We start from the raw sequence: 23,974 nt of genomic DNA, 5'->3' as shown, positions 1-23,974 counted from the left end.
ATTCAATATAAAAAATAGGTATTCAGATGGCTTTGGCCGCCCCACCCCCAAGGATAGACGGCAATTGCGAAGACTCAGCTCAATATGGAGATGGTCCCCAAGTATTTCAAGGCGCGTGGCAGATTGTCGCAATCGAGGCTGTCCAGCCAGTGTAAATCAGCCCAACTGCGCAGCCAGGTGAACTGACGCTTTGCCAACTGGCGCGTGGCGATGATTCCACGCTCCTGCATCTCGGCTTGTGTCAGCTTGCCATCCAGGTAATCCCAGACTTGTCGGTAGCCTACTGCACGTATAGACGGCAACCCGGCATGCAGGTCACTTCGCTTACGCAGGGCTACGACCTCGTCAATGAATCCCTGTTCCAACATTAAAGTGAATCTTTGTTTAATTCGCTCATGCAGTACCTGGCGATTTGCCGGGGCAATCGCCAAGTTTGCGACAGTATAGGGCAATTGTTGCCGTCCCGAAGCGGCTGCTTCAGTACTTTGCACAGATTGTTGCAATCTCAGGGCAGTCATGCTTTGACCGCTGACACGATAAACTTCCAGCGCTCGACTAAGTCGCTGCGGATCGTTCGGATGAATACGCGCCGCAGACTCCGGGTCTATTTGCCCAAGCTGTTCGTGCAAGGCCTGCCAGCCAAGGCGTGCAGCCTCTTCCTCAATCTGCGCGCGAACCTCGGGATCAGCCGCCGGCATATCGGCCAGGCCTTCGACCAGAGCCTTGTAATAGAGCATTGTGCCGCCCACCAGCAGCGGTATTTTGCCGCGAGCCGTGATATCAGCCATGGCTTGCAGGGCGTCACGGCGAAAATCGGCAGCCGAGTAGCTCTCGGCCGGGTCAAGAATATCAATCAGGCGATGCGGATATTGCGCCAGGAGCTCCCTGGAAGGCTTGGCCGTACCAATATCCATATCCCGGTAGACCAAGGCTGAATCGACACTGATCAACTCGCAAGGCAGGACCTTGGTGAGTTCGATGGCCAGGTCGGTCTTGCCGGCGGCGGTCGGGCCCATCAGGAAAATTGCAGGGGGAAACTGGCTCATCAACGACCGCGCAAAAACAGTTTGTCCAGATCGTCCAGCCCCAGTTGGGTCCAGGTCGGTCGGCCATGGTTGCATTGACCGCTGCGCTCGGTGTTTTCCATGTCACGCAGCAGACCGTTCATTTCCGGCAAGGCCAGCCGTCGATTCGCCCGAACCGCGCCATGACAGGCCATGGTCCCGAGTAGTTCGTTCAGATGCGCCTGGATGCGATCACTGGTGCCGTATTCCATCAGGTCGGCCAATACATCACCGACCAGGCGGTTGGCTTCCGCCTGCTTGAGCAAGGCTGGAATCTGCCTGATGGCCAGGGTTTCCGGGCCAAGGCGCTGCAATTCGAAACCCAGGCGCTGAAACCAGGCGACGTGCTCTTCGGCGCAATCGGCCTCACGCTGGCTGACCGCCAGCGACTCAGGCACCAGCAGCGGTTGACCGCTCAGGCCTTCGCTGGCCATGGCGATTTTCAGGCGCTCGTACATGATCCGCTCGTGGGCGGCGTGCATGTCCACCAGCACCAACCCCTGAGCGTTTTCGGAAAGAATATAGATACCCTTCAGTTGCGCCAGCGCATAACCCAGCGGCGGGATATCACCCTGCCCATCCGGTAGCGCCATGGCGTTGGCCTCAGGCAGCGGCGCGAAGAACTCGCGATACGCAGCCTGCGCTTCCGCTGCCGGCACAGCGGCCTGCGGGCGTGGCGAATATTGATACTGATAACCCGCGCCAGCGCCAGAACCGGCCGGAGCATTGAACGACGGCTGCGCCTGGGGCTGCTCCAGCAGCGCATTGGCCGCCAGGCGCATTTCGCCCTGGGGACCGAACTCACCCGCTTCGATACCGCTAGGTCGGACGACTGCGGTCACGACCGGTGCTGCCAGTTGATCATCCGGACGCACATCACCCAAGGCGCGATGCAGGGTGCCGTAGAGGAAATCGTGGACCATGCGGCCGTCACGGAAGCGAACTTCGTGCTTGGTCGGGTGCACGTTGACGTCGACGCCTGCTGGATCAACTTCGAAAAACAGCACGAAAGTCGGGTGCCGGCCGTTGAACAGCACATCGCGGTAGGCCTGGCGCACCGCATGGGCCACCAGCTTGTCACGCACGGCACGGCCGTTGACGAAGAAATACTGCAAATCCGCCTGACTGCGGTTGAAGGTGGGCAACCCGACCCAACCCCACAGGTGCAGGCCATTGCGCTCGATTTCAATCGGCAGCGCCTGCTCCAGGAACCCCGGGCCGCAGATCGCCGCTACTCGTCGGGCGCGGGCCGCATCATCGTGGGCCTCGTGCAGGCTGAGAATGGTCTTGCCGTTGTGGCGCAGATGAAACGCCACGTCGAACCGCGCAAGTGCCAGGCGCCTGATCACTTCCTGCAGGTGATCGAATTCGGTTTTTTCGGTCTTGAGAAACTTGCGCCGCGCCGGGGTATTGAAGAACAGATCGCGTACTTCAACCGAGGTGCCGACTGGGTGGGCGGCTGGCTGTACCCGGGGCGCCATGTCACGCCCTTCGGTTTCGACCTGCCAGGCCTGGTCAGCGTCGCGGGTGCGGGATGTCAGGGTCAGGCGCGCCACGGAGCTGATCGAGGCCAGGGCCTCACCACGAAAACCCAGGCTCATGACCTGCTCGAGGTCTTCCAGATTGCGAATCTTGCTGGTGGCGTGACGGGCCAGGGCCAGCGGCAGGTCATCGGCAGAAATGCCGCTGCCATCGTCACGCACCCGCAGCAGTTTGACACCACCTTGCTCGACATCGACATCGATACGCCGGGCACCGGAATCGAGGCTATTTTCCAACAGTTCCTTGATCACCGATGCCGGGCGTTCGACCACCTCACCGGCAGCAATCTGGTTCGCCAGCCGTGGACTGAGCAGCTCGATGCGAGCACTGTTGCTGATGACCTGATTCATTCCTTGGCCGCCAGCTCGTTACCCGGAATAGTCAGGTGCTGACCGACCTTGAGCTCGTCACTCGGCAGCTTGTTGGCGCTACGCAGGGAAGCCGGTGACACTTGATAACGCACAGCGATCATCGCCAGCGTTTCGCCCGGGCTTACCCGATGGTCACGCGGCCCCTGGGCGATCTTGCCGGAGTCGCGCAGCCAGGCAATATAAGTACCCGGTGGTGGATTTTGCTGGAAGAACTGGCGCACACCACTGCTGATCGAGCGAGCCAGCGCCTGCTGGTGATTTGCCGCTGACAGTTTGGATGCCTCGTTGGCATTGGAGATAAACCCGGTTTCCACGAGGATCGACGGAATATCCGGAGACTTCAACACCATGAACCCTGCCTGTTCAACCCGTTGCTTGTGCAGTGGCGTTACCCGGCCAATATTGGTCAATACCTTTTGTCCAACGTTCAGGCTGGACGTCAGGGACGCCGTCATCGACAGGTCAAGCAGCACGCCGGCAAGCATGCGGTCCTTGTCATCGAGGCTGACGTTGCCGGCACCGCCGATCAGGTCGGAGCGGTTTTCGCTGTCGGCCAGCCAGCGGGCCGTCTCCGACGTCGCGCCGCGATCAGACAAGGCAAACACAGACGCACCAAAGGCCGCAGCCGAAGGCGCCGCGTCGGCGTGAATCGAAACGAACAGGTCGGCACCCTTCTTGCGGGCGATCTCGGTTCGGCCGCGCAATGGAATGAAGTAGTCACCGGTACGGGTCAATTCGGCGCGGAAGCCTTTCATGCCGTTGACCTGACGCTGCAGCTCGCGGGCGATGGCCAATACCACGTCTTTTTCGCGCTGACCGCGCGAGCCCGAGGCACCCGGGTCTTCGCCACCGTGACCGGCGTCGATCACCACAATGATGTCGCGCTTGCCAGCTGGGGCGGGAGGCAGCTTGATCGCTGGTTCCACAGGTGTAACCGGCACCGCCGGCACCGTGGCAACGGATGGAGTCGGTGCTGGCGGCGGCGCGGCATCGGACGGGTTATCGAACAGATCGACCACCAGCCGGTTGCCATACTGGGCATTCGGCGCCAGGGAGAAGCTTTTCGGAGTAACGGCCTTTTTCAGGTCGATGACCACGCGCAGGTCGGTCGGCGTGCGTTGGGCCGAGCGCATGGCGGTGATTGGAGTATTCGAGGTATTGACGTTCAGCGGCGCAGCGAGGGTCGCGCCGTTGATGTCGATGACCAGGCGATCCGGTGCGGTAAGGGTAAAAACACTGTGCTGCACGGGACCGGTCAGGTCAAACACCAGTCGTGTGTTGTCCGGTGCACGCCACAGACGAACACTGTTGACCTTCGAATCGGCCACAGCGTCGACGGTCACCGCCAAAAACACCATCCCTACGGCAGCCACCAACGCGCGAAAGCGCATACCTAACCCCATCATCTATTTGGATTCCAACGCCAAGGCGGCACACCAGACCTCGCCGCGCGAGCCCTGGGATAAAATTTTCAGCGAACGCCCGCTGTCATGCGGGCTAATGGTAATGGTCAGGTCGGGCTTTGGCAAAAAGCCCGCACCTTTATCCGGCCATTCGATCAGGCACAGGGCATCATCTTCGAAATAGTCGCGAATGCCCAGGTACTCAAGCTCTTCCGGATCGACCAGGCGGTACAAGTCGAAATGGAAAGCGCGTACTTCACCGATTTCGTAGGGCTCGACCAGGGTAAACGTCGGACTTTTCACCGCCCCGACATGACCCAGGCCCCGGATGATACCCCGGGACAGCGTGGTTTTCCCCGCGCCAAGATTCCCCTCAAGAAAAATCAGGCCATGACCTTGGGTAGTTTGGGCGATGCGTGCGCCAAAGTCGCTCATGGCCTGCTCATCGGCCAGGTACAGGGTTACTTCAGACACGGTGCATGCTCCTCCAACAACTGACGAATGGCTGGAATCAGATCACTGGCCGCCAACCCACGGCCGAATTTACCTTGTTGCGCGCCAGCATTGGCGTGCAACCACACCCCCAGGCAGGCCGCATCGAACGCCGTCATGCCTTGGGCCAGCAGCGCGCCGACCAGGCCGGCCAGCACATCACCGAGACCCGCAGTGGCCATGGCCGGATGCCCCTGATGACAAAGCGCCAGTCGCCCGTCGGGATGGGCGACCAGACTGCCCGCGCCTTTCAAAACCACGACCGCTGTGTATTTTTTGCTCAGTGCATGGGCCGCTGCCGGACGATCCGCCTGAACCTCGGCGGTGCTTATCCCGAGCAACCGGGCGGCCTCCCCCGGATGCGGGGTGATTACGCAATCCCTGGGCAGAGTTGCACGCTCTTCGGCCAACAGGTTCAGCGCGTCGGCATCCCACACTTGTGGCAGGGCCGCATCGGATGCCGCCGACAGCAGACTGCGCCCCCAGCCGGCCCGGCCCAATCCCGGACCGACGACCAACACGGACACTTTTTGTAGCAATTCCATCAACTGATTGGCTGAAGAGGTTCCCAGCACCATCGCCTCGGGAATTCTGGCCAGCGCAGCAGGGACATGTTCGGCGCGGGTCGCCACGGACACCATGCCGGCGCCACTGCGAAGTGCGCTTTGCGCGCTGAGCAGGATAGCGCCCCCCAGACCGTGGTCGCCGCCAATCAGCAATACATGACCGAATTTTCCCTTGTGCGAAGCCGGTGCTCGTGAGGCCAGCCGCGGCAGGTTACCGGGCATCAGTCGGCGAGCGCTGACCGGCGCCCCCGCAAGCATCTGCGGATCCGCGTGCAAATCATTGAATACCAGCTCGCCGACCACGTCCGCTGCTTCACCGGTGAACAATCCCAGCTTCAATCCAATGAAGGTCACCGTCAGGTCGGCACTCACGGCACGACCAAGGATGCGACCCGTATCCGCGCACAACCCTGACGGAATATCCACCGCCGCAACCGGCAGTGCGCTGGCATTGATCGCGGCGATGGCGCCGGCATACGGCTCACGCACGTCACCGCTCAGACCGGTGCCAAGCAAAGCATCCAGCACAATGCCGCGCAATCCGGTTTGTGCCGTCCAGGGTTCGATGACCACGTTTTCGGACACTGCCTCGGCATGGGCCAACGCCGCGTCGCCCTGCAAGCGCTGCGAATTCCCCACCGCCAGCACCCGCACCGCCCATCCGGCACGCTGGGCCAACACGGCCACCAGATACCCGTCCCCGGCGTTATTGCCATGTCCGGCCAACACGCACAGTTCATTCGCTGTCGGCCATTGCCGCACCAGCGCCCGCCACGTCGCTCGGGCCGCGCGCTGCATCAATTCGAAGCCCGGTGTGCCGGCCGCGATCAGGCTCGCATCGAGCCCTCGCACTTGCGCGGCGCTGTACAGCGCGTCGGGTAATTCATCTTTAGTGTGCGGCATGCGTCTTCAGGCTCCGATGTCTGGCAGAATTATACGCACCTCAGCTCCGGTTTCTCTTGTCTCATGCCTGCTATTACCACAGATCTGCCCGCCCTCGCCCAATCCATCAAGGACTGGGGCCGCGAGCTGGGCTTTCAGCAAGTCGGCATCAGCGGCCTCGACCTGGCCGAGCATGAGCAGCACCTGGAGCACTGGCTCGAAGCCGGCTACCACGGCGAAATGGAGTACATGGGCGCCCACGGCAGCAAACGCTCGCATCCCGAAGAGCTGGTGCCGGGCACGCTGCGCGTGGTGTCCCTGCGCATGGACTACCTGTCGGGCGACACGCAAATGGCGAAAATGCTCACCCAACCGGAAAAAGCCTACGTCTCGCGTTACGCCCTGGGCCGCGATTACCACAAGTTGATCCGCAAACGCGTGCAGCAACTGGCAGAAAAAATTCAGGCCCAGATCGGCCCGTTCGGGTTCCGTGCTTTCGTCGACAGCGCGCCCGTGCTGGAAAAAGCCATCGCCGAGCAGGCGGGCCTTGGCTGGATCGGCAAAAACACCCTGGTGTTGAATCGCAAGGCCGGCAGTTATTTCTTCCTGGCAGAGCTGTTCGTCGATTTGCCGCTGCCGGTGGATCCGCCCCACGCCGGCGAACATTGCGGCCGCTGCACGGCCTGCCTCGATATCTGCCCGACCAATGCTTTCGTGGGCCCCTATGTGCTGGACGCCCGACGCTGTATTTCCTACCTGACCATCGAACTCAAAGGCGCCATCCCCGAAGATCTGCGACCGCTGATCGGCAACCGGGTGTTCGGTTGCGATGACTGCCAGATTGTCTGCCCATGGAACCGCTTTGCCCGCCCCTCCGGCGAAAGCGACTTCAAGCCGCGGCACAACCTGGACAACGCCGAGCTGGCCGACTTGTTCATGTGGGACGAGGACAAGTTCCTCAGCAACACCGAAGGCTCGCCGCTACGCCGGGCGGGCTATCACAGCTGGCTGCGCAACCTGGCGGTCGGGCTGGGCAATGCGCCTTCGACCATTCCAGTGCTCGAAGCGCTGAAGGCTCGCAGGGAATACCCCTCGGAGTTGGTGCGCGAACACGTCGAGTGGGCCCTGAAACAACACGGACTCCTGTAGGAGCGAGCCTGCTCGCGAAAAACCCGAGAGCGCCGCGGGCATTCAGGATGCCCGCGTTATCGTTGACGTCCATCGCGAGCAGGCTCGTTCCTACAGAGGCCCGCGTTCAGGCTTCGTCGTTATAGACGAACTTGGGCATTTCCCAGTGAAAACGGATGGCCAGCAACCGCAGCAGGAAACCGCCGAACAGGGTAATCAGGATCGACTGCTCGCTGGGCAATTGCAGGTAGATGCACAGCATGTAGCACCACGCCGCGGCAAACGAGACGCTGGCGTAAAGCTCGCGACGGAAGATCAGCGGGATGTCGTTGCAGAAAATATCCCGCAGGATGCCGCCAAACACACCGGTGATCACGCCGCTGACCGATGCCACCAACATCCCATGGCCCATTTCCAGAGCAGTCATGCAGCCAATCAGGGTAAATGCCACCAGGCCCACGGCATCGAGCACCAGAAACAACGAGCGCAGGTGGCGCATCCAGCGCGCCGTAAACACCGTGATCATTGCCGCGGCCGAGGTCAGCACCAGGTATTCGGGGTGTTTGACCCAGGTCAGCGGATAGTGCCCGAGCAATACGTCGCGCACCGAACCGCCCCCCAGCGCTGTGATACAAGCGATCAGCACCACGCCAAACCAGTCCATGCCGCGCCGGCCGGCAGACAGGGCGCCGGTCATGGCTTCGGCGGTGATGGCGATCAGGTAGAGCATCAGCAACATGGTGGCGGTCCTTGCACAAAAGGCGCGCAGTCTACTCACTTCAACAAGGCACCAAAAGAGTGCTCCATAGAAAGCACTGCTCCCGTGGTGAGGGGGTTACCCGCGCAGGCTCGCGAAGCGGCCCCAAAACCAAGCCAAAGTGTTTTGTCAGTAAGTCCGCGCCGGCCGATTTACGGGGGCAAGCCCCCTCGCCACAAAGGCGCCGCCCAATCAGAACTTGATGAAATGCTTGCGGTAGTGCTGCAGCTCGGCGATCGATTCGCGGATGTCGTCCAGCGCCAGGTGGGTGCTGCCCTTCTTGAAGCTGTCGCGAACGTCCGGTGCCCAGCGCGCGGCGAGCTCCTTGAGGGTCGACACGTCGAGGTTGCGGTAGTGGAAATAGCTTTCCAGAGATTTCATGTGGGTATAAAGGAAGCGACGGTCCTGGCAGATACTGTTGCCGCAGATCGGTGACTTGCCCTTCGGCACCCACTGTTCCAGGAAGGCAATGGTTTGCGCTTCGGCTTCGGCCATGCTGATGCGGCTGTCGCGAACGCGCTGGGTGAGTCCGGAGCCACCGTGTTGACGGGTGTTCCATTCGTCCATGCCCGCGAGGATGGCGTCGCTGTGGTGGATCGCGATCACCGGACCTTCAGCCAGGGTGTTCAGGTCACTGTCGGTGACGATGGTGGCCATCTCGATGATGACGTCGGTATCAGGGTTCAGACCGGTCATTTCCAAGTCGATCCAGATAAGGTTCTGCGAGTTTTGCATGTGTCGGCTCCCAAGTAATGCTGCGCAGTTTAGCCTAGGCCGGTGGCCGGGCGTGCTAAACTCGCCGCCGCTTTACCTAATCGCTGCATTCTTGATACGGAACACCCATGGCCAAACGCCAACTCAATCGTCGTCAAAACTGGCGCATCGAAAAGATTCAGGGCGAACGCGCTGCCCGCGCCGCCAAACGCGAGTCCTCGGCTGTCGAGGCACTCGAGGGCGGTGACCTGGGCCCGGAACAGCACGGCCTGGTGATCGCGCACTTCGGTGTGCAGGTCGAAGTCGAGGCTCGCGACGGTGAACTGGCCGGCCAGGTGTTCCGCTGCCACCTGCGCGCCAACCTGCCGGCGCTGGTGACTGGCGACCAGGTGGTCTGGCGTGCCGGCAACCAGGGCATCGGCGTGATCGTCGCGCAACTGCCGCGCAACACCGAGCTGTGTCGCCCGGACAGCCGTGGCCAGCTCAAGCCGGTAGCGGCCAACGTCGACATGATCGTAATCGTGTTTGCACCGCTGCCCGAGCCCCATGCGAACCTGATCGACCGTTATCTGGTGGCCGCCGAGCATGCGGGCATCAAGCCACTGCTGCTGCTCAACAAGTTCGACCTGATCGACGAACACAACGCACCGGCCCTGAACGCCCTGCTCGCGGTTTACCGCACCCTCGGTTACCCGGTGCTGGAAGTGTCGGCACACCATGGCAACGGCATGGAGCAACTTCAGAAACAACTGGACGGGCGCATCAGCGTGTTCGTCGGCCAGTCCGGTGTCGGCAAGTCCTCGCTGGTCAACAGTCTGCTGCCCAACGTCGAGACCCGCGTCGGGCCGTTGTCCGAACTGTCCGGCCAGGGCACCCACACCACCACCACCGCGCGATTGTTCCACTTCCCCGGCGGCGGTGAACTGATCGACTCCCCGGGCATCCGCGAATTCGGCCTGGGCCACGTCAGCCGCGCCGATGTCGAAGCCGGCTTCATCGAGTTCAACGACCTGCTCGGCACCTGCCGCTTCCGCGACTGCAAGCACGACCGCGAACCCGGTTGCGCCCTGCTCAAGGCCCTGGAAGATGGCCGCGTGCAGCAACAACGCATGAACAGCTACCGCTCGATCATCGCCAGCTTGCCGGAAAACGGCTACTAAACAGACGCGCCCACCGCTCCGATGCCAACGGGGTGGTGGGTGGCGGCCCTGCCCCGAAACAAAATCCCGCCGTTTTAAACGTCAGACCTTTCTGTAAGGCATTCGCACGCCTGCTTGTAGGGCATTTCTCTTTAAGCGCCGAGCCCTTGTAGCCGTTCGCCAATCACCTAAGTTCAAGCCCTCTTCGCACTCCGGCGACACAGAGGGACACCTATGCAAACCTACCATTTGTTCATCAGCCATTCGTGGAGCTACCCCCACGCCCACGACAATCTCGTGCGCCTGCTCAACGCCAGGCCCGGTTTCATGTACAAGAATTTTTCGGTGCCAACGGACAACCCGATCGTGGGCGCCAAAACCGACAAACAGCTTGAGGAGGCCATCGAAAACAAGATCCGTGCATGCTCGGCGGTGCTGATCATGGCCGGCATGTATTCCACGTACAGCAAGTGGATCAACAAGGAAATCGAGATCGCCAAGCGCATGGGCAAGGTGATCATCGCGATCAAGCCGTTCGGTGCCGAGCGAATTTCCACTGTGGTGCGTAACGCGGCCCATGCCGAGTGCGCGTGGAACACCAACAGCATCATCAGCGCGATTCGCCAGCATACGGCGGTGTAACCATGCGCAAGGGACTGTTTATCGGCATCAACGACTACACCCACGTTTCGCGCCTGAGCGGCTGCAGTAACGACGCCATGGCCATGGCTTCCGTGCTCAAGACTGACGCCAACGGCGATCCGAACTTCAAGAACATCGTTCTGACCTCCGCCGAGGATTACCTGAGCCGGGAAAAGCTCGAAGACCAGATACGCGATTTGTTTTCCGGCGACTGTAACGTCGCGCTGCTGTACTTCGCCGGCCACGGCAGCTTCGATAGCGATACCGACGAAGGCATGTTGATCCCTCAGGATTACAGGAACCCCAAGGACGGGATTCGCATCAGCGACATTCTCAACTGGGCGACCAAGGCGACCAGGATCAAAAACAAGGTGATCATTCTCGACTGTTGCCAGAGCGGCTCGGCCGGCGAGTTGCGCGCCTTGCGCAGCGAGGGCAGCGTGGTCGGTGAAGGCATGACCATCCTCACCGCCTGCAAAAAGGAAGAACCGGCGATGGAAGGCGCGCAGCACGGTGTGTTCACCGGATTGTTGCTCCAGGCCCTGCACGGCGGCGCTGCGAACATCCTGGGCAAGATCACGCCTGGCAGCCTGTATTCGTTTGTCGACAATGCCCTCGACGCCTGGGAGCAGCGTCCGGTGTTCAAGACCAACGTCTCGCAGTTCATTTCGCTGCGCGAAGTGTCACCGCTAATCCCCAAGGAAATCCTGCGCAAACTCCCCGAATGGTTTGCCGAAGCGGAGTCGGTGTACCCCCTCGCCCCCAGCTTTGAGCCCACCGAGCCAGAGTTCAACCCGGAGCACGGTGAGGTCTTCGCCCAGCTGCAAAAGTGCAACCGCCACAGTCTCATCGAACCGGTGGACGCCGAGCATATGTACTACGCCGCCATCCATTCCACCGGCTGCCGGCTCACCGCCCTCGGCGCCTATTACCGCGAACTCGCCATCAAGGGACATTTCTGATGCCAGTCTTTATCAGCTACCGCCACATGGATCGCGCCCATGCGATCAACATCAATAACCGCCTCATGCAGGCCAACATCAAGACTTACCTCGACGTGCTGGACCCGGAGTCACAGACCACCGACGACATCACCGGCGTGATTACCCGCAACATCAGTGAATGCACGCACTTGCTGGCAGTGGTCTCGGATAAAACCGCCCTGTCCTGGTGGGTGCCGTTCGAAATCGGCGAGGCGACCATCACCAATCGACGCATCTGCTCGTTCAAGACCGGCCCGGCAGAACTGCCGTTGTACCTCGACAAGTGGCCGAAACTTACCCACGAGAAAGACATCGAGTTTTTCATTGATGCCTATCGCAGCGAAGCGATACTCAAGCGTTCGATGTCACTGGAGTCTATAAACGGTAGCGAGTCCATGCGCAGCGCCAACAGGAGCAATGCCGACCGCTTCCACAGCGACCTCAAATCCAGAATTAACCGGGGTTTCTGAGGTAGCGCCGACAAAAAAGCCGACATCACTGTCGGCTTTTTTGTCGCTCACTGCTTTGGCGTTGCAGCCGGCTTGGCCGTTTCGCCCGGCTTTGGCGGCGGGTCATCGAACAGGTTCAGGCGCTCACGCAGTTCGTGGGCCGGCAGCGGTTCCTTGTCCGCCGGCAACGCGTTCGGATCAGCCGGCTTGGCTGGTGCGGTTGGCGTGGCCGGTGCCGCGTCCGGAGTAGCCGAGCTTTGCGGGGCAGCGGGGGCAGGGTCCGCGCCTTGTGCACCCTCGATGGTCCGCTGGGCTTTTTTGGTCAGCACGACGATGTCGATGCGACGGTTGACCGGGTTGAGCGGATGCTCGCGATCGAACAAGGCCGAGGAGGCATAACCGACCACTCGGGCCACCTGCGATTCCGGGTAACTGCCCGCCACCAGCGCACGCCGCGCCGCGTTGGCCCGGTTGGCCGAGAGCTCCCAGTTGCCGAAATCGCCGGTGCCGGTGTACGGCTTGGCGTCGGTGTGGCCACTGATGCTGATCTTGTTTGGCACCGCTTTGATGGTGTCGGCCATGGCCAGCAGGATGTCTTCGAAATACGGCTTCAGGCGTGCTGAGCCTGAGTCGAACATCGGCCGGTTCTCGGCGTCCATGATCTGGATGCGCAAGCCGTTCGGCGTGATCTCGAACAGGATCTGGTCCTTGAACTTTTGCAGTTGCGGGTTCTCGTCGACCTTGTTCTGCAATTCCTGCAGCAACAGTTCGAGGCGTTCCCTCTCAACCATTTCGGCCATACCTTCGACCTGATCGGTGTCGACTGTCACCCGGTCCGGTTGCGGCTGCGACTTATCCTCGGGGTTAAGGGTGTTTTCCGGTGCCAGGGTCGGCGTTCCGCCCAAATCAATGATGTAGGGCGTACCGCTTTCGGTAAAGCCGACCGGGTCTTTGAAGTAACCGGAGATGGCTAACTTCTGTTCTGGCGTGGCGGTGGACAGCAGCCACAACACCAGGAAAAACGCCATCATCGCCGTGGCAAAGTCGGCGAAGGCGATTTTCCACGAGCCACCGTGATGCCCGCTGGCGTAGCGCTTGACGCGCTTGATGATTATCGGCTGATTGTTTTCCATGGCTTAACGACCGCGAACCGCTTGTTCCAGCTCGGCAAAGCTTGGACGGTGCGCCGGATACAGAACCTTGCGTCCGAATTCCACGGCCAGCGACGGTGGCATGCCGGAAGCCGAAGCGACCAGCGAAGCCTTGATGGCTTCGTAGATGTTCAACTCTTCCTTGGCATCGTGACGCAGCGCATGCGCCAGGGGGCCGAAGAAACCATAAGCAGCGAGAATACCGAAGAAGGTACCGACCAGCGCCGCACCTACGTGGACACCAATCATTTTCTGGTCACTTTCACCCAGCGAAGCCATGGTCACCACGATGCCCAGTACCGCGGCGACAATACCGAAGCCCGGCATGGCGTCGGCAATGCCGTTCACCGCGTGGGACGGATGGTCCAGGTCTTCCTTGAGGCTGGCCAGTTCCATGTCGAACAGGTTTTCAAGTTCGTGGGGCGCCATGTTGCCGGAGGACATGATGCGCAGGTAATCGCACACGAACGCGGTCATGCGCTCGTCCTTGAGGACAGTCGGGTACTTGGCAAAGATCGGGCTCGCGGCGGCATCTTCGATGTCACCTTCGATGGCCATCATGCCTTCGCGGCGGCTCTTGTTGAGGATCTCGTAGATCAGGCCCAGCACTTCAAGATAGAAGGAATGATTGAAACGCGAGCTGAACAGGCTCAAGGACTTCTTGAGCACGTGCATCGTCATGTAGCCGGGGTTGGCCTGCACGAAGGCGCCAAGGGCTGCGCCGCCGATAATCATCACCTCGAAAGGCTGGATCAGGGCGGCAATCTTGCCGTGGGAAAGCACGTATCCGCCGAGTACGCTCGCGAATACGACAATGATGCCGATTAATTTAGCCATAGGTTAGGAGAGCACTTACTGAGTCGGGTTCAAGGTCATATTCGGAAGTTAAAAAATCTCTTCTTCTATTTATCGGCAAAACTGCGCCAGACTATAGCCAGTTCAGGCGAAAAGATAATTTGACCCACTCAGGGCATAGGTAACGTTGACAATGATCGCCTCCAGCCATGGCTAACGAAACGAACGTCCCCACTGCAAAACCGACCACTGTCGAAGGCTGGGTCAAGCTTCTCGATGGCGTACGCCTGCCGGTTCCACAAGCCAGCCATGACCTGGTGTGTAACGCAATCGGCGATAATCGCCGCTCGTTGCGCGACATTGCCGACCTGATGCAGGACAGCCCGGCCCTTGCCCTGAGCGTGATTCGCGAAGCCAACCGCCACACCCATGGCAGCATGACCACGCCCGCCGAAAACCTTGAGGTCGCAATCAATCGCCTTGGCCTCAAGCGCACCCAAGAGCTGCTCGCGCGCCTGCCTGTCGAACCTCAGGCCGGGATTCCCAAGGCCTTGCGCCAGATGCAGATGATCAGTCAGCACGCCACGCAACAAGCCAAGGGTTTTTTTGCCAGTCGCCTGGCGCGGCTTTGGCAGGACATCCACTGGGGCAGCCTGTTGTTTCTGTCACCCTTGTGGCCGCTGGCGCTGACGCACCCGCAATTACTCGAAGACTGGGAGCTGCGGGTCATTCATAAGGGCGAGTCGGCGCGCAAAGTCGAAAAGCAGTTGTTTGGCGTGCGCCTGCTGGAAATATGCCAGGCCCTGGTGGAGATCTGGCACCTGCCGATCTGGGTGCTGCAGGGCTATCGACTGTTGCTCTGCGAGCAGCGCGAACTGGTGAAAGTCTTGCGCATCGCGCGTGACAGCGAGCATCCATTGCGCCAGCAAAACCGCCTCGATGACGATCCAACCTTGCGCCGGTGGCTCAATCAACCGGCCAACACCGTGTTGCTGGCCAATGGTCTGGCGCTGTCGGCGCAACAGGCCTGGGACAGCCCGCACAGTGAGCGTTGGCAGTATTTGACCAGCCTCTACCTGCAAATACCGATGCACGAAGTGCAACAACAGCTGCACCAGCAGGCGGCCAACAGCGCCCGCCATCACGCCATGCCCGATCTCTGGCACCCCGCCGAGTCGTTGATCTGGCCATGTGGCACGAAGCGCATCCATACCAGGCTGTTGCCGGCTGCGGCACCGACCGCCGAAGACCTGGCGAAGTGGCGCAGGCAATGTGCCGAATTGCTGCACGAGCCGAGCCGTTTCACCAACGCCATGCACCTGACCATCGCGGCACGTGACGCATTGGTGGCCTGCGGCATGCGCCGAGTGATGATCCTGATGGCCGATCGCACCCAGACTAACCTGCGGGTGCACCAGACGGCCGGGTTACCGCAGGAAGCCGCCGGGCTGAATTTTGCGGTCAGTCAGAGCAGCGTGTTGCAACGACTGCTCGCGCAACAGGCGCAAGTGCGCCTGACGCCGGCCAACAACGGGCAATTTTCAGCCTTGCTACCCAACAGCCTGCGTTCGCAATTCAGTGGTGAACACCTGCTGTTGCGTTCGCTGGTCAACAATGGCCGGGTGATCATGATTGTCGTGGCCGATCAGGCGGGCGGGCCATTCTCGGAACTTTGCGTGCAAGCCTTCGGCAAAACTGCCCAGTGCATCGAGAAAGCCCTGCACAGCTTTAGTCACCGTGGCCGATAAGCTGCGTTACAATCCTCCCTTTTGTGCTCTGGAGACCTCAAATGTCTGACTTCTCTGGCTTGCCGCTGGTGATCGAGCCGAGCGACTTGCTCCCTCGCCTCGACGCCCGCGAACTGATTCTGGTGGACTTGACCAGTGCCACCCGTTACGCCGAAGGGCACATTCCCGGCGCGCGTTTTGTCGATCCGAAACGCACGCAACTCGGCCAGGCACCTGCCCCGGGGCTGATGCCTGCGCGGGCAGCACTGGAAACATTGTTTGGCGAGTTGGGGCACAACCCCGATGCGGTCTACGTGGTGTATGACGACGAAGGCGGCGGTTGGGCCGGCCGCTTCATCTGGCTGCTGGATGTCATCGGCCACAGCAAGTACCACTATATAGATGGCGGCCTGCCGGCCTGGCTGGCGGAAGGCTTGCCCATGTCGATCCAGATTCCGCCATCGGTGGGTGGCCCGGTTTCACTGACCCTGCACGACGAACCCACTGCCACCCGTGAGTACCTGCAAAGTCGCCTCGGCGCCGCCGACCTGGCGATATGGGACGCGCGCGGACCGCTGGAGTACTCCGGCGAGAAAGTGCTGGCAGCCAAGGGCGGGCACATTCCCGGCGCGGTCAATTTCGAATGGACCGCGGGCATGGATCAGGCACGCCAGTTGCGCATCCGCACCGATATGCCGCAGATCCTCGAACAGCTCGGGATCAGCAAAGACAAAGAAGTGATTACCCACTGCCAGACCCATCATCGTTCTGGCTTCACCTATCTGGTGGCCAAGGCTCTCGGTTATCCGCGGGTCAAAGGCTACGCCGGCTCCTGGGGCGAATGGGGCAACCATCCCGATACGCCTGTAGAGATTTAAGGTTTTTAAGGACAGTTAATGAACAAGCGTCTGTTTATCCTCAGTCAGTACCTGCTGCCCCACAACTTGCTCTCGCGACTGGCCGGCTGCATCGCCGAATGCCGCGTGCGCTGGTTCAAGAACGCCTTCACCGCCTGGTTCGCCAAGCGCTATCAGGTGGACATGTCCCAGGCGCTGGTCGAAGACCTGACCGCCTACGAGCACTTCAATGCGTTCTTCACCCGCGCACTGAAAGACGGTGCCCGTCCACTGGACCAGACCCCTGGCGCGATTCTCAGCCCCGCCGACGGCGCAATCAGCCAATTGGGTCCGATCGAGCACGGTCGCGTGTTCCAGGCCAAGGGCCACAGCTTCAGCGTGCTGGAACTGTTGGGTGGCGATGCGGCAAACGCTGCGCCGTTCATGGGTGGTGACTTTGCGACCATTTACCTGTCGCCCAAAGACTACCACCGCGTGCACATGCCGCTGGCCGGCACCTTGCGCGAGATGGTCTACATCCCGGGCCGCCTGTTCTCGGTGAACCAGACCACGGCGGAAAACGTCCCGGAACTGTTCGCCCGTAATGAGCGCGTAGCCTGCATTTTCGACACCGAGCGTGGGCCGATGGCCGTGGTGCTGGTGGGCGCAATGATCGTGGCCTCGATTGAAACCGTCTGGGCCGGCCTGGTCACGCCGCCGAAGCGCGAGCTGAAAACCTTCCGCTACGACGAAGCCGCGCGCGCGCCGATCCACCTGGAAAAAGGTGCAGAGCTGGGTCGTTTCAAACTGGGTTCGACCGCAGTGGTGCTGTTCGGGCCGGATCAGGTCAAGTGGGCTGAAGAAATGACTGCCGGCGTTGCCGTGCAGATGGGCCAAGGCATGGGCTCACCGAAGGCCTGACAGACACAATCACTGTAGGAGCGAGCACGCTCGCGATGAACCTGAGAGCGACGCAGGCATTCAGTAAGCCCGCGTCATCGTTGACGTCCATCGCGAGCATGCTCGCTCCTACAGTGGGCTTGCGCGTTACAGATGTCCGTCGCGATCGCGCAAACCCAGCAGGTACAACACGCCATCCAGCCCCAGCGTCGAAATCGCCTGCTTGGCCGACTGCTTGACCAGCGGCTTGGCACGGAACGCCACGCCTAACCCGGCAATCGCCAGCATCGGCAAGTCATTGGCACCGTCACCGACCGCAATGGTCTGCTCCAGGCGCAAACCTTCCTTGTGTGCCAGTTCCTTCAGCAAATCCGCCTTGCGCTGCGCATCGACGATCGGCTCGACCGCGACACCGGTAACCTTGCCGTCCACCACTTCCAGCTCGTTGGCGAACACGTAGTCGATGCCCAGTTTGGCCTGCAATTGCTTGGCGAAGTAGGTGAAGCCACCGGACAGAATCGCCGTCTTGTAGCCCAGGCGCTTGAGCTCGGCGAACAGGGTTTCGGCGCCTTCGGTCAGGCGCAGGGAGGCGCCGATCGAATCCAGCACGCCGACATCCAGCCCCTTGAGCAAAGCCAGGCGCTCTTTGAAGCTGGCGCGGAAGTCCAGCTCACCGGCCATCGCCCGCTCGGTAATTTCCGATACCTTGTCGCCGACACCCGCAGCCTTGGCCAGCTCGTCGATGACTTCGGCCTCGATCAGGGTCGAATCCATGTCGAAAACCGCCAGGCGACGATTACGCCGGAACAACGAATCTTCCTGGAAGGCGATATCGACGTTCAATTCCTGGGCGACGCTGAGGAATTCGGCTCGCAGCGCTTGCGGATCGGCCGCTTCGCCGCGCACGGAAAACTCGATGCAACCCTTGCCCTTGTCAGCCGGCGTGTCCAGAGGCATGCGCCCGGACAGACGATCGATGTGGTCGATGTTCAAACCATATTTGGCGGTAATCGAGCTGACGGCCTGCAACTGCCCCGCCGTCACTTTGCGGGTCAGCAGGGTGACAATGTGGCGTTTTTTGCCCTGGTTGCCGACCCATTGCTGGTAGTCCTCTTCGGAGACCGGCGTGAATCGAACCTGCTGATCGAGTTCGTATCCCTTGAACAGGATGTCCTTGAGCACGGACTTGCCTTGCTCTGTGTCAGGAATTTCAACCAGGATGCCGAACGACAGGGTGTCGTGGATCACCGCCTGACCGATGTCGAGAATGTTCACACCACCCTGGGCCAGAACGCCGGTAATGGCCGCAGTCAGACCCGGACGGTCGACTCCCGTGATGTTTATCAGGACGATTTCGCGCAAGGCGCACCCCCGCAGGTGGAAAAAAACCGCATTCTACCCACTTTCAGTGACCATCGGGCACCGTGAGCGCTTTGCCGGCCCAGACCCTGTCGCTATACTGCGCGTCAACTTCACGGACAAAAGAGCCGAGCTCAAGTGAACCGGCCCACGCCAGTAAAAACCGATAACTTCTTTCTGCTGATCTTCCGGGCACTGCGCCACCGCCGTGTGCCGATTGCATTACGCATCGCCAGCCATAACGTGATCCTGGTCGCCCTGGCCCTGGTCATCTACGCCGGCGTGATGGGTTTGCAGTTCAAGCAGGCCATGCACGAGCAGGCGGATGCGCTGGGCGAAAGCCTGACCACGCAGACAGCCACCTCGGCTACCGAGCTGTTGGTATCCAACGACATCCTCAGCCTCAACGTGCTGCTCAACAACCTGACCAAGAACAAGCTGGTGGCCCACGCCGCCATCTACAGCCCGGATAACCGCATCCTCGCCGAGGCCGGTCAGCGTCCCAAGCACGGCCTGCTGGGCGAAGCCGAGGGCATGTACCAGAGCAAGATCACCTTCCAGGACGTGACCGCCGGGCAACTGCGCATCAGCCTGGACATGGACCAGTTCCAGCAGCCGATGACCATCAGCCTGCAAAGCATGGGCATCCTGAGCGCGATCCTGCTGGCGCTGTCCCTGGCCTTGAGCCTGCGCATGGGCCGGTATCTGTCCACGCCGCTGCTGCAATTGCGCGTGTGGCTGCGCAATATCGACGAATACACGCCGGCCACCGACCGCCAGGACGAAATCGGCGATCTGGCCCGTCAGCTGCACGCCAACTACGCCCCGGAACCCCGCGAGCCAGAGCCGGTGCCGGAGCCAGAGTTCGACGACGTCGATGAGGACGCCGAGCCGGCATTCGAAGTGCGCAACCTGCGCGACCCGAGTTTCGACGAGAGCCGCCCGATGGCCGCCCTCAAACCTGCGCCACGACAGGTCGTCAGCACCGTCGAGGACGACGATGATGAAGATCCGTTCGCCGACTTGCGTGACGAGTCCCTGGGCAGCGCCGCTCAGCCGGTGATCCGCAAGGCTACCCCGAGTGTGCCGCAACACAGCGCGGTGCTGGCGGTGCAACTGGGCTCCCAGGAACAACTGCGGCGCTTGCCGCGAGCACGCCTTGAGGAATTGCTCGAACGCTATCGCGATTGCCTCGATCAGGCCGCTTCGCTGTATCAGGGTGAAGTCGAGACTTTGAACGATGGCAGCACGCTGATGCTGTTCCACACCGAGGACAGCGGCGACGATTACCTGACCAACGCCATTTGCTGCGGTGAACTGCTGCGAGCGCTGGGTCATCAGTTGCAAATTGAGGTCGCCGACAGCGGCATCACCCTGCAACTTCAGCTGGGCCTGACCCTGGGCGACGAGCTGTTCGGACTGAGCCAGATCGACCTGCTGCTGACCGACAGTGCCCAGGATGCCCTGGCCCTGTCGCAACACAGCCGCAACCTGCTGCTGGTGGAGCGCAAGATCAGTGACGACGCCCTGATCCGCCAGCGCGCGCGTATCCGGCCGATCGCGAGCCCCGAAGGTGCGTGCTGTGTAGAGCGGCTGATGGAGCCTTATCCATCGCTGCTGGAACGGCAATTGGCGCGAATGCATGAGCGCCGGGCGTAACCATTAGCCCCGGCAACAACGAAGCCCGCAGATGAGTGATCGTCTGCGGGCTTTTTTGTTGCCTGTCCCGGCCTCTTCGCGGGCAAGCCCGCTCCCACAGTGTCCGTGTCGCACAACAATAATTTGAACGCCCTTGAAACCTGTGGGAGCGGGCTTGCCCGCGAAGAGGCCGGGACAGCTGATAGAAATCCCACCCTGCAGAAACAACAAAGCCCGCACAAGGCGGGCTCTGACTTGACTCGCTGCAGACTTAGAAGCGGAACACTTCCATATCCGTGCGAATCGGTGCAGCCATAGGGATCTTCGGCTGTTTTTCCTGCTGAACTGCCGGTGCCGCAGGCTTGGCCGCCGATTTACGCGGGGTGTCGGCGATCGGCGGTTGATTGGCCAGAGGCTTGAGCGCCACGGACAATTGCTCGGCCAGGCGTTGCAGCAACACACCCTGAGCCTGAACCTGAGCCGCGGTATTGCCGGCATGCTGTTCCTGCAAATGGATGATGCGGTTGTCACGGACCTGGCCGCGACGGTCGATCAGACGCCATTGAGCGTCCAGAATGGCCGGCTGCTTTTCACCCGAGTCCAGGCGCGTGATGGTCAGCAGTACCTGGACGTCCGGAGTGAAGCCCAATGTCGCTGGGGCCAGCACTACACGCTGACTGTCCAGATGACCGGCAACTTGCCGTAACAGCAGCTGATCGATATCCGAAGACAGGCTGCCCGCCCAACGACCGTCGGTAGACGCCTGCAGACTGCCATCCGGCTGACGTTGCAACAGGGTTTCACGCTGCAGATAGTCGGCTACGATTACCGGGCCCAACAAAACAGCCATGCCCGCGCTTTGCGCAGGCTGAACCGGACTTCCGCTGTCCAGTTGGTACAGCGACACCGGCTGATGAACGCTGCAGCCCGCCAGGCCGAGAACGCCAGCGAGCATGAGCAAAAAAGGAAGGCGCAGAACAGTCATCATCCCATCCAGGTGGTCGCCACAAGGCTGACCACAGTGAAAATACTCAAAAAATATGAAGAACGCTCGGCCACGCCGGCGCTTGAAAGGCCATATCATCCGTGAATATGCGTTCCGACTCCAGCGCGAAAGCGTCGATCTACAGCTTAAATCGTAGATCGGCCGCTCTGGGACGCTTAATTGAGGTTTTCGACGAGCAGCGCATCCACCCTCTGGAAGCCACGTGGCAATTTGTTACCCCTACGCCCGCGCTCACCCTTGTAGTGTTCGAGGTCGTCCGCTTTCAGGGACAAGGTACGTTTTCCGGCCTGCAACACCAGGGTTGCACCGTCCGGGATCACTGCGATGTCCGTTACATACTCTTCGCGACTGGCGACACGATCGCCGGATATGCCGATGATCTTGTTGCCTTTGCCCTTACCCAATTGTGGCAGATCGCTGATCTTGAAGATCAGCAAGCGACCTTCGGTAGTCACCGAGGCCAGCCAGTTCTGCTCGCGATCAGCCACCGGCCGCGGCAAAATCACCTTCGCGTTGTTCGGCAGGCTCAACAGCGCCTTGCCCGCCTTGTTCTTGGCCTGCAGATCTTCACCTTTGACCACGAACCCGTATCCGGCGTCGGAAGCGATGACATACAGCGCGTCGTCTTCGGGCATCAGCACGCATTCGAAAGTCGCCCCGGGTGGCGGCGTCAGGCGCCCCGTCAGCGGCTCGCCCTGGCCACGGGCCGATGGCAACGTGTGTGCGGCCACTGAATAACTGCGACCGGTGGAGTCGATAAATACCGCAAACTGGTTGGAGCGACCGGCCGCCAGGGCCTTGAACCCGTCTCCGGCCTTGTAGGAAAGCCCGGTGGCATCGATTTCGTGGCCTTTGGCGGAACGTACCCAGCCTTTTTCCGAGAGCACGACCGTGACTTTCTCGTTCGGCAGCAGATCGTGCTCGGTCAGGGCCTTGGCTTCAGCGCGCTCGACGATCGGCGACCGACGGTCATCGCCGTAGGTCTCGGCGTCTTTGATCAGCTCGGTGCGCACCAGCTTCTTCAGCTTGGCTTCGCTGCTCAGCAGGGCTTGCAGCTTGGCTTGCTCCTTGAGCAGTTCATCCTGCTCGGCACGCAGCTTCATCTCTTCCAGTCGCGCCAGCTGACGCAAACGGGTGTCGAGGATGTAGTCGGCCTGGATTTCGCTCAGGGCGAAACGCGCAATCAGACTGGCCTTTGGATGCTCCTCGGTGCGGATGATGTGTATCACTTCATCCAGGTTGAGGTAGGCAATCAACAAGCCGTCCAACAGGTGCAGGCGACGCTCGACTTTATCGAGGCGGAATTGCAGGCGCCGACGCACGGTCTGCACCCGGAACTCCAGCCACTCGACCAGCAAGGCCCGCAGGTTTTTCAGCTGCGGTTTGCCATCGAGGCCGATGATGTTGATGTTGACCCGGTAGCTCGACTCCAGCTCGGTGCTGGCGAACAGATGTTGCATCAGGGCATCGTGGTCAAAGTTTTTCCGCGCGCCCGGGATAATCACGATCCGGCACGGGTTCTCGTGGTCGGACTCGTCACGCAAGTCGGCGATCTGCGGCGCCTTGGACGGCTTGGCCTGCATCATCGCGGCGATCTGTTCGAGCACCTTGGCGCCAGAAACCTGATGTGGCAGCGCGGTGACGATGATGTCGCCATCTTCGATGTGATACACGGCGCGCATGCGCACCGAACCACGACCGGTCTCGTAGATTTTCAGCAGGTCGGCGCGCGGCGTGATGATTTCCGCTTCGGTCGGGTAATCCGGGCCCTGGATGTGTTCACAGAGCTGTTCGACCGTGGCTTTTGGCTCGTCGAGCAAGCGTACGCAAGCGGTGGCGACTTCGCGCAGGTTGTGCGGCGGAACGTCGGTGGCCATGCCCACGGCGATACCCGTGGTGCCGTTGAGCAGAATGTTCGGCAAACGCGCCGGCAAGACCAGCGGCTCATCCAGTGTGCCGTCGAAGTTCGGCCCCCAGTCCGCCGTGCCCTGGCCCAACTCGCTGAGCAGCACTTCGGAATAACGCGACAGCCGCGCTTCGGTGTAACGCATGGCAGCGAAGGACTTGGGATCATCCGGCGCACCCCAGTTACCCTGGCCGTCGACCAGCGTATAGCGGTAGCTGAACGGTTGGGCCATCAGGACCATGGCTTCGTAGCACGCCGAGTCGCCGTGGGGGTGGAACTTGCCGAGCACGTCACCGACGGTACGCGCCGATTTCTTGTGCTTGGAGTCGGCGTCCAGCCCCAGCTCGCTCATGGCGTAGACGATACGCCGCTGTACCGGTTTCAGGCCGTCGCCGATATGCGGCAAGGCACGGTCCATGATCACGTACATGGAGTAGTTGAGGTAGGCATTTTCGGTGAAGTCAGCCAGTGACCGGCGTTCTACACCGTCCAGGCTGAGATCAAGGGAGTCGCTCATGCGGGCC

General features: G+C 61.0%; 22 protein-coding genes. 10 read left to right on the top strand and 12 right to left on the bottom strand.

Translation table 11 applies throughout. The features are described 5' to 3' along the window. Positions 1–74 precede the first annotated feature (74 nt). The 5 genes from miaA to ASE98_RS18320 are packed head-to-tail and all read right to left on the bottom strand — an operon-like array spanning position 75 to position 6,341. On the bottom strand, positions 75–1,046 hold the full coding sequence (miaA, locus tag ASE98_RS18340) for a tRNA (adenosine(37)-N6)-dimethylallyltransferase MiaA (protein WP_060542743.1): 972 nt from the start codon (positions 1,044–1,046) through the stop codon (positions 75–77). Then, a complete protein-coding gene (gene mutL, locus ASE98_RS18335) occupies positions 1,046–2,944 on the bottom strand; it encodes a DNA mismatch repair endonuclease MutL (RefSeq protein ID WP_177336985.1) in 1,899 nt (632 codons plus the stop codon). The genes miaA and mutL overlap by 1 nt, the downstream gene beginning before the upstream one ends. Positions 2,945–2,952: 8 nt before the next feature. Beyond that, positions 2,953–4,380: an N-acetylmuramoyl-L-alanine amidase gene (locus tag ASE98_RS18330; RefSeq protein ID WP_201782599.1), complete on the bottom strand. Its 1,428-nt coding sequence runs from the start codon at positions 4,378–4,380 to the stop codon at positions 2,953–2,955. A 3-nt stretch (positions 4,381–4,383) separates the two neighbouring features. After that, on the bottom strand, positions 4,384–4,854 hold the full coding sequence (gene tsaE, locus ASE98_RS18325) for a tRNA (adenosine(37)-N6)-threonylcarbamoyltransferase complex ATPase subunit type 1 TsaE (RefSeq protein ID WP_060542740.1): 471 nt from the start codon (positions 4,852–4,854) through the stop codon (positions 4,384–4,386). Further along, positions 4,842–6,341, bottom strand: coding sequence for a bifunctional ADP-dependent NAD(P)H-hydrate dehydratase/NAD(P)H-hydrate epimerase (locus tag ASE98_RS18320; RefSeq protein WP_060542739.1), 1,500 nt, complete (start codon positions 6,339–6,341; stop codon positions 4,842–4,844). The genes tsaE and ASE98_RS18320 overlap by 13 nt, the downstream gene beginning before the upstream one ends. Positions 6,342–6,404: 63 nt before the next feature. Between ASE98_RS18320 and queG the strand changes: the two genes are divergently transcribed. After that, entirely contained in the window at positions 6,405–7,469 is a 1,065-nt protein-coding gene (queG, locus tag ASE98_RS18315; protein WP_060542738.1) for a tRNA epoxyqueuosine(34) reductase QueG, read from the top strand. Between the two features lie 106 nt (positions 7,470–7,575). Here queG and ASE98_RS18310 read toward each other — a convergent pair whose 3' ends face one another. Together ASE98_RS18310 and orn are read right to left on the bottom strand one after the other, a co-directional pair. Then, the gene (locus tag ASE98_RS18310) at positions 7,576–8,187 is read right to left on the bottom strand and encodes a trimeric intracellular cation channel family protein (RefSeq protein ID WP_060542737.1); all 612 of its coding nucleotides are present in this window, start codon (positions 8,185–8,187) and stop codon (positions 7,576–7,578) included. A 210-nt stretch (positions 8,188–8,397) separates the two neighbouring features. Beyond that, on the bottom strand, positions 8,398–8,940 hold the full coding sequence (gene orn / locus ASE98_RS18305) for an oligoribonuclease (RefSeq protein WP_060542736.1): 543 nt from the start codon (positions 8,938–8,940) through the stop codon (positions 8,398–8,400). A gap of 107 nt (positions 8,941–9,047) precedes the next feature. Between orn and rsgA the strand changes: the two genes are divergently transcribed. The 4 genes from rsgA to ASE98_RS18285 all read left to right on the top strand — a co-directional run bounded on the left by rsgA (position 9,048) and on the right by ASE98_RS18285 (position 12,153). Next, positions 9,048–10,079: a small ribosomal subunit biogenesis GTPase RsgA gene (gene rsgA / locus ASE98_RS18300; RefSeq protein ID WP_060542735.1), complete on the top strand. Its 1,032-nt coding sequence runs from the start codon at positions 9,048–9,050 to the stop codon at positions 10,077–10,079. Positions 10,080–10,292: 213 nt separating this feature from the next. Beyond that, positions 10,293–10,700, top strand: a complete 408-nt coding sequence (locus ASE98_RS18295) for a TIR domain-containing protein (protein ID WP_060542734.1) — start codon at positions 10,293–10,295, stop codon at positions 10,698–10,700. Positions 10,701–10,702: 2 nt separating this feature from the next. Continuing rightward, positions 10,703–11,662 carry a caspase family protein gene (locus tag ASE98_RS18290; RefSeq protein ID WP_060542733.1) on the top strand — a complete coding sequence of 320 codons (960 nt, stop codon included), beginning with the start codon at positions 10,703–10,705 and terminating at the stop codon, positions 11,660–11,662. After that, positions 11,662–12,153, top strand: a complete 492-nt coding sequence (locus ASE98_RS18285) for a toll/interleukin-1 receptor domain-containing protein (RefSeq protein ID WP_060542732.1) — start codon at positions 11,662–11,664, stop codon at positions 12,151–12,153. The genes ASE98_RS18290 and ASE98_RS18285 overlap by 1 nt, the downstream gene beginning before the upstream one ends. 47 nt (positions 12,154–12,200) lie before the next feature. On the opposite strand, the gene motB is transcribed toward ASE98_RS18285, so the two are convergent. Both motB and motA read right to left on the bottom strand, forming a co-directional pair. Next, positions 12,201–13,265, bottom strand: coding sequence for a flagellar motor protein MotB (gene motB / locus ASE98_RS18280; RefSeq protein ID WP_060542731.1), 1,065 nt, complete (start codon positions 13,263–13,265; stop codon positions 12,201–12,203). A gap of 3 nt (positions 13,266–13,268) precedes the next feature. Next, complete coding sequence (gene motA / locus ASE98_RS18275; protein WP_060542730.1) at positions 13,269–14,120, bottom strand: flagellar motor stator protein MotA; 852 nt, start codon at positions 14,118–14,120, stop codon at positions 13,269–13,271. A 167-nt stretch (positions 14,121–14,287) separates the two neighbouring features. Between motA and ASE98_RS18270 the strand changes: the two genes are divergently transcribed. The 3 genes from ASE98_RS18270 to asd are packed head-to-tail and all read left to right on the top strand — an operon-like array spanning position 14,288 to position 17,562. Continuing rightward, entirely contained in the window at positions 14,288–15,826 is a 1,539-nt protein-coding gene (locus tag ASE98_RS18270) for an HDOD domain-containing protein (RefSeq protein WP_060542729.1), read from the top strand. 41 nt (positions 15,827–15,867) lie between these two features. Continuing rightward, positions 15,868–16,683: a thiosulfate sulfurtransferase gene (gene rhdA, locus ASE98_RS18265; RefSeq protein ID WP_060542728.1), complete on the top strand. Its 816-nt coding sequence runs from the start codon at positions 15,868–15,870 to the stop codon at positions 16,681–16,683. A gap of 18 nt (positions 16,684–16,701) precedes the next feature. Beyond that, positions 16,702–17,562: an archaetidylserine decarboxylase gene (gene asd, locus ASE98_RS18260; RefSeq protein WP_060542727.1), complete on the top strand. Its 861-nt coding sequence runs from the start codon at positions 16,702–16,704 to the stop codon at positions 17,560–17,562. 126 nt (positions 17,563–17,688) lie between these two features. Here asd and serB read toward each other — a convergent pair whose 3' ends face one another. Further along, on the bottom strand, positions 17,689–18,903 hold the full coding sequence (serB, locus tag ASE98_RS18255; RefSeq protein ID WP_060542726.1) for a phosphoserine phosphatase SerB: 1,215 nt from the start codon (positions 18,901–18,903) through the stop codon (positions 17,689–17,691). A 135-nt stretch (positions 18,904–19,038) separates the two neighbouring features. Here serB and ASE98_RS18250 point away from each other — a divergent pair, with 135 nt between their 5' ends. Continuing rightward, positions 19,039–20,559 carry an AhpA/YtjB family protein gene (locus ASE98_RS18250; protein ID WP_060542725.1) on the top strand — a complete coding sequence of 507 codons (1,521 nt, stop codon included), beginning with the start codon at positions 19,039–19,041 and terminating at the stop codon, positions 20,557–20,559. 250 nt (positions 20,560–20,809) lie between these two features. Here the strand turns inward: ASE98_RS18250 and ASE98_RS18245 are convergent, their stop codons facing one another. After that, positions 20,810–21,523: a PqiC family protein gene (locus ASE98_RS18245; RefSeq protein ID WP_060542724.1), complete on the bottom strand. Its 714-nt coding sequence runs from the start codon at positions 21,521–21,523 to the stop codon at positions 20,810–20,812. On the opposite strand from ASE98_RS18245, the gene ASE98_RS26855 reads away from it, so the two are divergent. Further along, positions 21,452–21,628 (top strand): hypothetical protein, encoded by a 177-nt coding sequence (locus ASE98_RS26855; protein WP_162237400.1) that lies wholly within the window; start codon positions 21,452–21,454, stop codon positions 21,626–21,628. The two genes, ASE98_RS18245 and ASE98_RS26855, sit on opposite strands and share 72 nt — an antisense overlap. 71 nt (positions 21,629–21,699) lie before the next feature. Here ASE98_RS26855 and parC read toward each other — a convergent pair whose 3' ends face one another. Beyond that, complete coding sequence (parC, locus tag ASE98_RS18240) at positions 21,700–23,967, bottom strand: DNA topoisomerase IV subunit A (protein WP_060542723.1); 2,268 nt, start codon at positions 23,965–23,967, stop codon at positions 21,700–21,702. Positions 23,968–23,974: the final 7 nt, after the last annotated feature.

This window comes from Pseudomonas sp. Leaf48 (genome assembly GCF_001421885.1).
GTDB lineage: Bacteria > Pseudomonadota > Gammaproteobacteria > Pseudomonadales > Pseudomonadaceae > Aquipseudomonas.
Note: the sequence above shows the minus strand (reverse complement) of the source record. Positions and strands in the feature narration are given on the sequence as shown.